Source organism: Pseudoalteromonas thalassia (genome assembly GCF_049257215.1).
In the GTDB taxonomy this organism is placed as follows: domain Bacteria; phylum Pseudomonadota; class Gammaproteobacteria; order Enterobacterales; family Alteromonadaceae; genus Pseudoalteromonas; species Pseudoalteromonas lipolytica_C.
In genome coordinates this window covers 1-13,145 of sequence record NZ_JBMMUE010000008.1, presented here as the reverse complement: position 1 = coordinate 13,145, position 13,145 = coordinate 1, and the positions used below count along the sequence as shown (strand labels likewise).

The window sequence follows — 13,145 nt, the reverse complement described above, 5'->3', positions numbered from 1 at the left end:
TTTGAAAATAACTTGAAATAAACTTGCAGCGCCCAAATATCAAAGGCCAAGGAGCAAGATGTATTAATTATGAAATTAAATCCGCGTGACCAACAAATATTTTCAGCAGTAATGAGCCTTTATTGTAATGGTGAAGGGTTGCCTGTTGCTTCATCACGAATTGCTAAACAAAAAGGCATGGCTGTGTGCTCAGCTACGGTGCGTAATGCGATGGCACGTCTCGAAAAAGAGGGCTTATTATATTCACCTCATACATCTGCTGGCCGTGTACCCACCAATGAAGGGTTTGAATATTGGCTGTCAGAGTTTTTTGAATTACCGCAAATTGCAACTTATTGGCAACCACAGCCAGCCCAGCTTGTTGAATTAGCTCATGGCTTAAGTCAGCGTTACAAGGTCTGTTGTTGTGTTGGCTTGCCACAGGTAAGTTCACAACTGGTTTTTCGTGTTGAAGTACTAGATTTTGATGCTAGCAACTGGCTTATTTTGTTGCTTGATAGAGCAGGGCAAAGCCACAATATTTGTATCACTAAACCTGAGGATTCAAGTGATGCTGTGCGTTATCAATTTGCGACTTGGCTAAACACGGTGTTCAGTCAACAAACCTTGATGGAAGGGTTGTATCGCATGCAGGCGATGGCCAATACTGCACCGCATAATTGTCATGATTCACTCACACAATGGACAAGACAGTTAAGTCAAAAACTGGGCTCTGATAATAGCATTGTGGTGGGCGAAAATTATCTTTATCGCCAAGTTGATTGCCAAACCAGTCTTAATATTGGAGTATCATTTTTAAATTTCGTTGAAGATAAGTTGGCATTTAAAAATGGTTTATCGGTTCTTAATACAGAACAACTACCATTTACTGATTGTGATGAGCTAATGGTTATTAGTGTTCCATACTTTAATAACCAAGAATATCAGAGTCGATTTTGTGTTATTTGTCCAAAATCAGCACAAATAGAAGCAATCATCCAAGAATTTGAGTTAATCGGCTCATCAGCCTCTTGAATCTTTTTATTCAATCCCCATAATTACCGCAGTTGTAAAGAATTGGAGCATGTAAGCTATGTCTGAGCAGACAAAATCACCAGAGCAAGAAGTTGAACTAAACGAAGAATTTGAACAAATGCAAGCGGATGTTGATGCAGCCGTTGAAGCAGCAGAGCAAGTTGAAGGCGAAGAAATGAGCCCTGAAGCAGAAATCGCGCTACTGCACAGCGAGTTAGAAGCTGCTAAGCAAACTATAAACGATCAAAAAGACAGTGTTGTTCGTGCTGCAGCAGATGTTGAGAACATGCGTCGTCGTGCCGCTCAAGATGTAGAAAAAGCACATAAGTTTGCACTTGAAAAGTTTGCTAACGAATTACTACCTGTTATCGATAACCTAGAGCGTGCAATTGAGTTTTCTGATAAAGAAAATGAACAGCTTAAACCTGTGCTTGAAGGTATCGAAATGACCGTTAAGAGTTTTAATGATGCGGTATCAAAATTCGGTGTTGAAATTGTTAATCCTCAGGGTGAACAATTTAATCCTGAATTTCATCAAGCAATGTCAATTCAGCCAAGCAATGACGTAGCACCTAATACTGTTCTTGCAGTAATGCAGAAAGGTTACACATTAAATGGCCGTTTATTACGTCCTGCAATGGTTATGGTATCGAAAGAAGCTGAATAAGCTTTAAAGAGATAGAAAAAATGCCTGTAAATTACAGGCATTTTTTTTATTACAATTGTGTTCAATATTTAAGTCGATTGGTATCGTTTTCGATGCCAAAGCTGTACAAGTAAGATCAGTATCAGTGCGCTGAACATCATCGCAGAAAATGGAATAGCACTTTGTGGATGAACAAAAGCAAGGATAGGTCCAACTAAAGCACCACTACCGAATCTCAGTGTACCAATAACAGCTGTTGCAGTACCTGACTTTTCTTCAAATTGCATAAGAATCAATGAGTCTGCATTACTCGCTACAATACCTAAGCTCATCATTAATGGTGCAATGGTGGCAACGATGAAATATAGCGATAAATGCATCACACTGAATAATAACAATGCCCCGCCAGCAACAAAGCCAATGCCAAGGCCAATAAATAAAAGTTTACGAGAGCCTAAACGTGGCACTAAACGTGTATTCATAAAGTTACCGAACATTAAAGCCAACACGTTAAAAGCAAATAGCACACCGAACAATTGCTCATCTACTTTGAAGAAATCGAGATATACATAAGGCACTGATGTTAAAAAGCAAAAGAATGCGAATGAGGCAAACATTGAGCTGGCAATATCAGCAAGTGCACTGCGGCGTGAAAATACCGTTTTATAACTATTGAAAAACAATGCTAAACCGCGTTGTTTACTTTTAAATATAGGAATATCGATCAAATGTATTTGGACTAAGGCTAAAATTGTAAAGCTATAGCCTGCTAGAACGATAAAAATAACCCGCCAGGTTGAGATGCCCATAATGAGTGAGCCAAGGGTAGGGGCTATCAGTGGAGCCACCATCATAATCATAGACACATACGACATACCTTTAGCGGTATTTTCGCGGTAAATATGGCGAATGATCCCGGGCACTACAACCGTCGCAGCAGCTCCGGTAAAAGCTTGAATGGCTCTTAAAGACCAAAACAATTCAATATTTTGGCAAAATGCCAGAGCCAATGAGCTAATACCGAATAAACTTAAGCCTACTTTAGCAAGTAGTCGCCTACCAAGCTCATCGGCAATTGGACCAAAAAACAACATGCCAAGGGCGTAACCTGCAAGATAAATGCTCAGTGAAATTTGCACATTTGGCATCGTCGTTTGCAAGTCGTTTGCAATTACCAGCATTGCAGGTAGGTATAAATCTATGGCAAGAGGGGTAATTGCAACAATACTTGCCAGTAACGGTAATAAAATGCGTTTATTTAAAATCTCTGGGGAAGGCATTGGTTACTCATTAATCGAAAGTTAGGTCACTATTGTAGCAGTGTGAACCCCTGTGGTGAACTTAGTTTGCCTGCTAAGCAAAAGAATTAACGAAAAAATAACAACTGATAATAAGGTCGTTCATTTTCATATAAAATTAAGCAATGCTTTGCTATATTAGCGATTATTGCACCAAGTATTTCAAGGATTCGTATGAAAAAGTTATTGATGGCAGTGTTAGCTACCGCTGTTTTAGCTGGTTGTAAAACCTCACCAACAGGACGCACGCAAATTGCGCTTTACTCTGATCAACAAATGAATCAAATGGGACAAGCCAGTTTTGCAGAAATGAAAAAAACGCAGCCTGTTAATAAAGACCCACGAGTTAATAGCTATGTTACGTGTATTGCCGATGATGTAATTTCTGTACTGCCAAATGAGTATGCAAAACAGTCTTGGGAAGTTGTAGTATTTGAAGACGATTCTGCAAATGCATTCGCCTTACCGGGCGGTTATATCGGGGTTCATACTGGTTTATTAAAAGTAGCGGTAAACCAAGACCAACTTGCTACTGTTTTAGGTCATGAAGTTGCACACGTGATAGCTGAGCATTCAAATGAACGTGTTTCACAGAATGCACTTTTACAAACTGGCTTACAAGTTGGTGGTGCGGCACTTGATATGGGGAATGTGCAATATCGAGGCGAAATCATGCAGGCTTTGGGTTTGGGCGCACAATATGGGGTGGTATTACCATTTAGTCGCTCACATGAATCAGAGGCAGATATTGTAGGTCTAGATTTAATGGCAAAAGCAGGATTTAACCCAGAGCAATCAGTATCTCTTTGGCAAAATATGAGTGCAGCAGGTAGTAGTGGTACACCCGAGTTTATGTCGACTCACCCAGCTCCGGGTAACCGAATTAAAGAGCTTCAAAAGCACATGTCAGATGCATTAAAAGCTCAACAAGCGGCTAGAGCGAAAGGGAAAACCCCGCAGTGTAAATTATGATCAATAGAGCAAAGGTTGAATATCAACATTTTGCCAATAATATTTTTTATTCTCATAAATACACACTTTTCCTGGGTAAGTTGTCTGCTCGATTGAAGGAGCGGATAGCTGCTCAGGAATACCACATTTTTGCGCCAGACTAACCATAGCTATACCCTCAATTAAAAGAGCAATATCTATATCTTTCCAATTACAATCATTTTCTTGGCAAAAACAGGCTTTTCCGTCGTAAGTAACTTGATCAAGTTTTGGCATTGAGTAAGGTTTTGGTAAACCGCATTTTATTGCAGGTTTAAGCTCAGTTGTATCGGCTAGGAAAGAAGTAGTTAAAGCTAGTAAGTTATACCAATCCGCAATAATACTTAATCATTTTGAGGGATTAAACCTGTCGCTATCTGCGTTAAAAATTTCTGATTTAGAACAACTAAATAACGAAATTTTTGCCTTGCTATCAACGAGGTTTTATTGCCTCAAAATAGATCACTTAATTAAGTGAATTGGTATTACTAATGATAAACAACTTATTCATGAGGTTCTCCTAAAATCTAACTGTAGAACCACGATCGAATGTATGTCAAATTTTACTCTAAAATTTAAAAAGCCTGTAGTTTAGATAACTGCAGGCTTTAATTTGATAACTAGCAACTAGCAACTAGCAACTAGCAACTAGCAACTCGTTAAAACGTCCACTCAACGTGAAGTTGTGGTACTGACTCAGTAGTGTCTGTACCTAGCTTGTTGTGCCAGTATTGCCACTCAAGACCTAGCAGTAGCGTATTTTCTTTCATGCTCATTGCATGACCTAAATCCCAAGTAATGATTGGCTGTGCTAAAATCCACGCTTTTACATCTTCACCAAATTCATTTTCACGTCCAGCGATGTATTCAACATGACCTGTTACATTGAACTTTTGTGAGCCAATAGTAAATGGGTAACCCCATGCAACATCAATCATCCAGCTGTTTGATTCAGTTGGTGCGCCACCACGTGCTACGCCTTCACTGTCATCAATATAAGCGGTGAATAGGGTAGATAAAAAGCTAAAGCCCGGAGCTTGCCAGCTCAATTTTACACCTGGTAAATATTTCAGTACTTTTGCGTCACCCGCTGCATTAAAACCTGCTGTTAAGCCTACATCGGCAATTGCGCCGTATGAAAAGTCATTGCCAGAGATTTTTGATAAGCTAAATGTTGAATACCACTCGCCATAAAAGTCTTTGTCTTGATAGCCATCTTGACGGTCGTCATTGCTGTAATCAATAAAAAAGAAGTTATCGCCATAGTCGTAACCAGAAGCGTGTTGCAATGAAACAACCGTGGTATTTGACTTAGTTAATGAAAACGGATTTTTGTGTTCACCGTTATTAACGTGTAATTGCGTAGAGCTCCAATTAGCGGCATAGCCTGAAGTACTTACTGCACATAGCGCAGCAACAGAAAGGATCTTTTTCAAGTTCATATCTCAATATTGATGGTGTAAAGGGGGATATAAAGGAGGGATTATAGCAGATACGCCCTAAATTGGGCGTATCTTGGCAAAAATTATTTAACTTATGCTTTATTCCGACGTAAGCAAATTACCGCTACTGCAGTAAAAGCAAGAATAAAACAATAATAAGATGATGTTGATACTTCCCATGGGCTAATTTTAAAAGTAGCACCCAACAATAGCGCTTGTGCGCCATAAGGCAGTGAGCCTTGTGTTACACAAGCAAAAATATCAAGCAAGCTTGCTGAGCGCTTACCTGTAATTTCGCCATCATCCGCTAATTTTTTAGCAATTGGGCCTGCAACAATAATTGATACCGTATTATTAGCAATACATAAGTTGCTGGTCATAACGAGGGCTGCAATCCCTAATTGATCCGCAACTTTACGGTGCCATTTAGCGATAACTTTAGTAATTGCTTGAATTTTGTTAGCAATATAATCAAGACCACCATTAATACGGATAAATTCTGAAAGGCCACCAATAAACATCGATAGCAAGAAAATTTCCTGCATATCGGTAAAGCCTTTATAAACATCTTTAACAAAACTCGCACCTTCATAGCTGCCAGTAAAGCCCATGAGTGCAGCAAAGATAATACCGCTAAATAGCACCACAAATACGTTAAAGCCCATTACCGCGAGTACCAAGATAAAGACATAAGGCAATACTAATAAAATATCGAAGTCTTGAGTTTCTACAGCTTCTGCAGTAGGTGTTAAGAAAAATAACAAACCGATTGTTAATGCTGCAGCAGGCAGTGCAATTTTTAAATTTTCGCGGAATTTATCTTTCATTTCACAGCCTTGCGTGCGGGTTGCAGCAATCGTTGTGTCAGAGATAATTGATAAGTTATCACCAAACATGGCACCCGATACAATCGTGCCAGCCATCAGTGATGGATCAATACCTGTTTTTTGGGCGACGGCATAAGCAATCGGACCAATAGCACCAATAGTACCCATTGAAGTACCCATTGCAGTCGACACAACAGCGGCGATTAAAAATAATCCCGGTAGTAATAATGCTGGCGGAATAAGTGATAAACCTGCATTAACAACGGCATCAACACCACCTGTTGCACTGGCAACCGCAGAAAACGCACCAGCGAGAAGATATATTAAACACATCGTGATGATATTGCTGTGGCCAGCACCTTTAATAAAGGTTTCAACACTGTGGTTGATGGTATTTTTATTTAAGATAAACGCCAGCATGATGGCAGGTAAAATTGCCACTGGAGCAGGTAATTGATAAAAAGCGTAATCAACACCTTGAGTTTGTAAGTATAAGCCAGCGCCTAAAAATAAGCCGACAAACACCAAAAGCGGCAGCAAAGATAATTTTGCTTTTGTTTTATTAAATGATGGCTGCATCATATTCCTCGTTAGATAACCAATAACACAGCCAAAGACTTCTTTTAGCTGTATTTAGTTGTGTCTAAAAGACATCAACAGCGCCCGCAAGCCAAAGACCAAATCGGCGCAAAGGAAGAAGTTTAAATGTATAGATGGCTAAATGCAAAGACTATCTGTTATTATTGTTGTTATTTTATAAAACATAAACTCAGCATAAATTAGCTCAGTGTTTTTTATAAGCTAACCTGACTATTACATGAGTTTTCGATAAAATCTAGCCAGCTAATAAGAATAGGTAAGGTAATAGTATGAATCGTATAGGTGTATTTGGTGCAAACGGCCGTATGGGGCTGGCACTTTTAGAAGCTGTCACAAAAAAAGAAGATGCAACTTTAACGGGCGCGTATGTTCGTGACAACTCGCCACTTTTAGATATTGCCGTTAATCAATTAAACAGTGCCGCAACAGCTGATGTGTCATTTAGTAAAGAGTCAGATGTAAAAGATACTGATGTGCTGATTGATTTTACCTTACCTGCAGGTATGCGTAGTCATTTAAAAACAGCCGTAGAAAAAAATATCGCGATGGTAATTGGTACCACGGGTCTTAATCAAGACGACATTGATGCTTTAAATGAAGCAGCAAAGCATATTCCGATTGTTTTTGCGCGCAATTATAGCGTAGGTGTGAATTTACTGCTTAACTTAGTGCAGACTGCGGCTGTGAAGTTTGGCGATGACATGGACATCGAAATATTTGAAGCTCATCATCGTCACAAAATTGATGCACCTTCGGGCACTGCGCTGGCAATTGGAGAAGCAATTGCTGAGGCAAAAGGCTGGCAACACGATGAAGTTGCACGATTTGACAGAAGCAATGACGAACATGCAAAATCGCAAAATGAAATAGGTTATTCGGTCATGAGAGGCGGGGATATAGTAGGTGAACACACCGCATATTTCGCAACTTCTGGCGAAAGGCTAGAATTAACTCATAAAGCAAGTTCAAGAATGACCTTTGCATTAGGAGCTGTAAGAGCTGCGGGCTGGTTGAAAAATAAACCAGCTGGACTTTATGACATGCAAGATGTGCTTGACTTGAAGTAGTTTAGTTTGATTTTTGGCAGTTTCAGCGAGTTTTTAGTTAATAGCGCTTATTTTTACTATTTTATTAATTAAGATTAGATCTACAAGCTAAATTACTGTAGAATAGCGCCAATTTGCCAAAAATTCATAAATGCGTGTTTCCAATCGCTATAAACGGGCAGTAGAGCAAATGACTTTACTCCCGTTTTTTACTGTTAGGAGGTTAACTTGACTAAATCCGCTCTGTTAGTCCTAGAAGACGGCACAGTGTTTCGCGGTACTGCAATCGGCGCTGACGGCATGTCAGTGGGCGAAGTAGTATTCAATACGTCTATGACTGGTTATCAAGAAATTTTGACTGACCCTTCATACGCGGAACAAATCGTAACTTTGACGTACCCACATATCGGTAATACGGGTACTAACAGCGAAGACGAAGAAGCGGGTCAAATCTGGGCTAAAGGCCTAGTGATCCGTGATTTGCCACTGCTAGCAAGTAATTTCCGTAACGAGCAATCGTTAAGTGATTACTTAAAAGAACGCAATATCTTAGGTATTGCAGACATCGACACTCGTAAATTAACACGTATCTTACGTGATAAAGGCGCTCAAAATGGTTGTATCATCGCGGGCGACGAGTTAGATGAGAAAAAAGCGCTTGAAGCTGCGCAAGCCTTCCCAGGCTTAAAAGGCATGGATTTAGCAAAAGTTGTCTCAACCAAGGAAAATTTTGAGTGGCGTGAATCAAGCTGGACATTAGGTTCAGGCTTTAAAACGCTAGAAGCAGCAGACGAGAAGTTCCACGTTGTTGCTTATGACTTCGGTGTTAAACGTAATATCTTACGTATGTTAGTAGACCGCGGTTGTAAATTAACCGTAGTGCCTGCACAAACATCAGCAGAAGACGTATTAGCACTTAACCCAGACGGTATCTTCTTATCAAATGGCCCTGGTGACCCTGAGCCGTGTACATACGCGATTGAAGCAATTAAAACTTTCCTTGAAACAGACACGCCAATTTTTGGTATTTGTTTAGGTCACCAATTACTTGCTCTTGCCTCAGGTGCACAAACAGTAAAAATGAAGTTCGGTCACCACGGTGGTAACCACCCAGTTAAAGATCTTGACCGCAATGTTGTTATGATCACAGCGCAAAACCACGGTTTCGCAGCTGATGAATCAACATTACCAGCGAATTTACGTGCAACGCACGTTTCACTATTCGATGGCACGCTACAAGGTATTCACCGTACAGATAAACCAGCATTTAGCTTCCAAGGTCACCCAGAAGCAAGCCCTGGTCCACACGACGCGGCACCATTATTCGACCACTTCATCGACTTGATGCAAGCACGTTCAAACTAATTTAACCGGAGTAACAATGCCAAAACGTACCGACATAAAAAGCATTCTTATCTTAGGCGCAGGCCCGATTGTAATCGGTCAAGCTTGTGAATTTGACTACTCTGGTGCACAAGCGTGTAAAGCACTACGAGAAGAAGGCTATCGAGTTATTCTTGTAAACTCGAATCCTGCAACTATCATGACTGACCCTGAAATGGCTGATGCGACGTACATCGAACCAATTCACTGGGAAGTGGTAGAGAAAATCATTGAAAAAGAAAAGCCAGATGCAGTACTTCCTACTATGGGTGGTCAAACTGCATTAAACTGTGCACTTGATTTAGATAAGCATGGTGTATTGGCTAAACACGGCGTTGAGTTAATCGGTGCAACTGCTGATGCAATCGATAAAGCTGAAAACCGTGAGCGTTTTGACGCTGCAATGAAAAACATTGGTCTTGAGTGTCCGCGTGCAGAAATCGCTCACTCAATGGAAGAAGCACACGATGTACTAAGCCGCATAGGTTTCCCATGTATCATTCGTCCATCATTCACTATGGGTGGTACCGGTGGTGGTGTTGCATACAACCAAGAAGAATTTGATGAAATTTGTGAGCGTGGTTTAGATTTATCACCAACAAATGAGCTTCTAATCGATGAATCATTAATCGGTTGGAAAGAGTACGAAATGGAAGTTGTTCGTGACAAAAACGACAACTGTATCATCGTATGTTCTATCGAAAACTTTGACCCAATGGGTGTTCATACTGGTGACTCAATTACGGTTGCACCAGCGCAGACGCTAACAGACAAAGAATACCAAATCATGCGTAATGCATCGATGGCGGTACTTCGTGAAATCGGCGTTGAAACAGGTGGTTCAAACGTACAGTTTGGTGTGAATCCAGTAGATGGCCGTATGGTTATCATTGAGATGAACCCTCGTGTATCGCGTTCATCTGCTCTAGCATCAAAAGCAACCGGTTTCCCAATTGCGAAAATCGCTGCAAAACTAGCAGTAGGTTACACCCTTGATGAGCTACAAAACGACATCACTGGCGGTAAAACACCAGCGTCTTTCGAGCCGTCAATTGACTACGTTGTGACTAAGATCCCACGTTTTAACTTCGAAAAATTCGCCGGTTCAAACGACCGTCTTACAACACAGATGAAGTCTGTAGGTGAAGTTATGGCGATTGGTCGTAACCAACAAGAGTCACTTCATAAAGCATTACGTGGTCTTGAAGTAGGCGCAACGGGTTTTAACCCAATCGTTGCTCTTGATGACCCGAAAGCGAAAGAAAAAATCATCCGTGAATTACGTGAGCCAGGTGCAGAGCGTATTTGGTATGTAGCAGATGCAATGCGTCACGGTATGAGCGTAGAAGAAGTTTTCGAACTAACTAAGATTGACCCTTGGTACCTAGTGCAAATCGAAGACATCTTAAAAGACGAAGCAACAATCAGCGAAGTTGGTATGGCTGGTTTAAATGCTGAGTTCTTACGTAAGCTTAAGCGTAAAGGTTTCGCTGATGCGCGTATCGCTGAAATTGCCGGTGTCTCTGAAGCAGAAATTCGTAAAAAGCGTCACCAGTTAGATATCGTGCCTGTATACAAGCGCGTTGATACCTGTGCTGCCGAATTTAGCTCAGACACAGCTTACATGTACTCAACATACGATGAAGAGTGTGAAGCGAACCCATCTGACAAAGATAAAATCATGGTAATCGGTGGTGGCCCTAACCGTATCGGTCAAGGTATTGAATTCGATTACTGCTGTGTTCACGCAGCATTAGCTTTACGTGAAGACGGCTACGAAACAATCATGGTTAACTGTAACCCTGAAACTGTTTCAACTGACTATGATACATCTGATCGCTTATTCTTCGAGCCAATCACGCTAGAAGACGTATTAGAAATCGTACGTGTTGAAAAGCCTAAAGGTGTTATCGTTCAGTACGGTGGTCAAACGCCGCTTAAACTTGCTCGTGCACTTGAAGCGAACGGTGTGCCAGTTATTGGTACTTCACCAGATGCTATCGACCGTGCAGAAGACCGTGAGCGCTTCCAACAATTAGTTGAGCGTTTAAACCTTCTTCAGCCAGAGAATGCAACAGTAACTTCAATGGAAGAAGCGATTGCAAAATCAGCTGAAATCGGTTTCCCACTTGTTGTACGTCCTTCATACGTACTAGGTGGCCGCGCGATGGAAGTGGTATATGATGAAGACGATTTACGTCGTTACATGACTGAAGCAGTATCAGCGTCAAATGAAGCGCCAGTACTACTTGACCATTTCTTAGATAACGCAATCGAAGTTGACGTTGATGCAATCTGTGACGGTGAGCAAGTAATCATCGGTGGTATCATGGAGCACATTGAGCAAGCAGGTGTTCACTCTGGTGACTCAGCATGTTCATTACCAGCGCACTCATTAACAGCTGAAGTTCAAGACGTGATGCGTAAGCAAGTGACTGATATGGCACTTGAGCTTGGCGTAGTAGGTCTAATGAATACACAGTTTGCTGTGAAAGACGGTAAAGTTTATTTAATCGAAGTAAACCCACGTGCTGCACGTACAGTACCGTTTGTTTCTAAAGCGACAGGTATCGCGCTTGCTAAAGTAGCGGCACGTTGTATGGCGGGTCAGTCGCTGGCGAGCCAAGGTATTACTAAAGAAGTAATTCCTCCTTACTACAGTGTTAAAGAAGTGGTATTGCCATTTGCTAAGTTCCAAGGTGTTGATCCAATCCGTGGCCCAGAAATGCGCTCAACGGGTGAGGTAATGGGTGTTGGTGAAACTTTCGCCGAAGCATTTGCTAAAGCACAATTAGGTGCAAGCAACACTTTACCACGCGGTGGTCGCGCGTTACTATCGGTACGCAACAGTGACAAGCCACGTATTGTTGAGCTAGCTAAAACCATGACTGACCTTGGTTTTGAGTTAGATGCAACGGGTGGTACTGCTAAAGCCCTTGAAGAAGCAGGTATTGCAGTTCGTCGCGTGAACAAGGTATTCGAAGGCCGCCCTCATATTCTTGATAGAATTAAAAATGGTGAATACAGCTATATTGTAAACACTACTGAAGGTCGCCAAGCGATTGAAGATTCGAAGGTGTTACGTCGTGGTGCATTACAGCACAAGACAAACTACACAACGACACTGAACGCGGCATTTGCTAACTGTACTGCTAACCAAGCAGACGACCGTAGCAGTGTGACGTCAGTTCAGGAATTACACCAGCGAATGAACTAAGGAAATGTGCCAAGGGTGATACATTCACCCTTGGATTAAGTGAGAATAATATGCAATCAATTCCGATGACAGTTCGTGGTGCAGCATTACTGCGCGAAGAACTTAACGAATTAAAAACAGTTACACGCCCAAAAATCATCGCTGATATCGCTGAAGCGCGTGAACATGGTGATTTGAAAGAAAACGCTGAATACCATGCTGCTCGTGAGCAACAAGGTTTCTGCGAAGGCCGTATTCAAGAAATCGAAGCGAAGCTTTCAAATGTGCAAATCATCGATGTAACTAAAATGCCAAAAACTGGCAAGGTTATTTTTGGCACTACAGTGACTATCGTTAATGTTGAAACCGACGCTGAGGTGAAATACCAAATCGTAGGTGATGATGAGGCAGATATCAAAAATAACTTGATCTCTGTTAACTCGCCAATCGCACGAGGTTTAATTGGTAAAGAGGTAGACGATGCCGTTATCATTAAAACACCAAACGGTGAGGTAGAGTACGAAATCATTGAAGTTGAGTATATTTAATAGCTTAACCAAGCATTGATAAAAACCGCGGTTTGAAGTGACCCCATAAAGTTGGACTCTTTGCTAAGCGGTTGCCAAGGCCTGATTTCGATACTGTATCGGACTCAGGCCTTTTAGTTTCAGCTTAATACGCTCATTGTTGTAATAGTGGATAT

Annotated in this window: 12 protein-coding genes; 7 read left to right on the top strand and 5 right to left on the bottom strand. The window is 41.2% G+C overall.

What is annotated here, in order from left to right:
* Positions 1-69: 69 nt before the first annotated feature.
* Positions 70-1,014 carry an HrcA family transcriptional regulator gene (locus tag AAEU31_RS10815; protein WP_421967211.1) on the top strand — a complete coding sequence of 315 codons (945 nt, stop codon included), beginning with the start codon at positions 70-72 and terminating at the stop codon, positions 1,012-1,014.
* Positions 1,015-1,072: 58 nt separating this feature from the next.
* On the top strand, positions 1,073-1,681 hold the full coding sequence (grpE, locus tag AAEU31_RS10810; protein WP_135924249.1) for a nucleotide exchange factor GrpE: 609 nt from the start codon (positions 1,073-1,075) through the stop codon (positions 1,679-1,681).
* A 68-nt stretch (positions 1,682-1,749) separates the two neighbouring features.
* Here the strand turns inward: grpE and AAEU31_RS10805 are convergent, their stop codons facing one another.
* On the bottom strand, positions 1,750-2,940 hold the full coding sequence (locus AAEU31_RS10805; protein WP_421967210.1) for a Bcr/CflA family efflux MFS transporter: 1,191 nt from the start codon (positions 2,938-2,940) through the stop codon (positions 1,750-1,752).
* A gap of 192 nt (positions 2,941-3,132) precedes the next feature.
* Here AAEU31_RS10805 and AAEU31_RS10800 point away from each other — a divergent pair, with 192 nt between their 5' ends.
* On the top strand, positions 3,133-3,930 hold the full coding sequence (locus AAEU31_RS10800) for a M48 family metallopeptidase (RefSeq protein WP_421967209.1): 798 nt from the start codon (positions 3,133-3,135) through the stop codon (positions 3,928-3,930).
* Here AAEU31_RS10800 and AAEU31_RS10795 read toward each other — a convergent pair whose 3' ends face one another.
* The 3 genes from AAEU31_RS10795 to AAEU31_RS10785 all read right to left on the bottom strand — a co-directional run bounded on the left by AAEU31_RS10795 (position 3,931) and on the right by AAEU31_RS10785 (position 6,796).
* A complete protein-coding gene (locus tag AAEU31_RS10795; protein WP_421967208.1) occupies positions 3,931-4,185 on the bottom strand; it encodes a hypothetical protein in 255 nt (84 codons plus the stop codon).
* Between the two features lie 422 nt (positions 4,186-4,607).
* Positions 4,608-5,390, bottom strand: coding sequence for an outer membrane protein OmpK (locus tag AAEU31_RS10790; protein WP_421967207.1), 783 nt, complete (start codon positions 5,388-5,390; stop codon positions 4,608-4,610).
* A 92-nt stretch (positions 5,391-5,482) separates the two neighbouring features.
* A complete protein-coding gene (locus tag AAEU31_RS10785; RefSeq protein ID WP_421967284.1) occupies positions 5,483-6,796 on the bottom strand; it encodes a Na+/H+ antiporter NhaC family protein in 1,314 nt (437 codons plus the stop codon).
* A 290-nt stretch (positions 6,797-7,086) separates the two neighbouring features.
* On the opposite strand from AAEU31_RS10785, the gene dapB reads away from it, so the two are divergent.
* The 4 genes from dapB to greA all read left to right on the top strand — a co-directional run bounded on the left by dapB (position 7,087) and on the right by greA (position 12,990).
* Positions 7,087-7,884: a 4-hydroxy-tetrahydrodipicolinate reductase gene (dapB, locus tag AAEU31_RS10780; protein ID WP_135924254.1), complete on the top strand. Its 798-nt coding sequence runs from the start codon at positions 7,087-7,089 to the stop codon at positions 7,882-7,884.
* A gap of 207 nt (positions 7,885-8,091) precedes the next feature.
* Positions 8,092-9,228, top strand: coding sequence for a glutamine-hydrolyzing carbamoyl-phosphate synthase small subunit (gene carA / locus AAEU31_RS10775; protein WP_199527681.1), 1,137 nt, complete (start codon positions 8,092-8,094; stop codon positions 9,226-9,228).
* Between the two features lie 16 nt (positions 9,229-9,244).
* Positions 9,245-12,463, top strand: coding sequence for a carbamoyl-phosphate synthase large subunit (gene carB, locus AAEU31_RS10770; RefSeq protein ID WP_135924256.1), 3,219 nt, complete (start codon positions 9,245-9,247; stop codon positions 12,461-12,463).
* Between the two features lie 50 nt (positions 12,464-12,513).
* Positions 12,514-12,990, top strand: a complete 477-nt coding sequence (gene greA, locus AAEU31_RS10765) for a transcription elongation factor GreA (RefSeq protein WP_135924257.1) — start codon at positions 12,514-12,516, stop codon at positions 12,988-12,990.
* Positions 12,991-13,053: 63 nt separating this feature from the next.
* On the opposite strand, the gene AAEU31_RS10760 is transcribed toward greA, so the two are convergent.
* The coding region (locus tag AAEU31_RS10760) for an IS3 family transposase (protein WP_421966909.1) at positions 13,054-13,145 on the bottom strand (92 nt) is incomplete at its 5' end.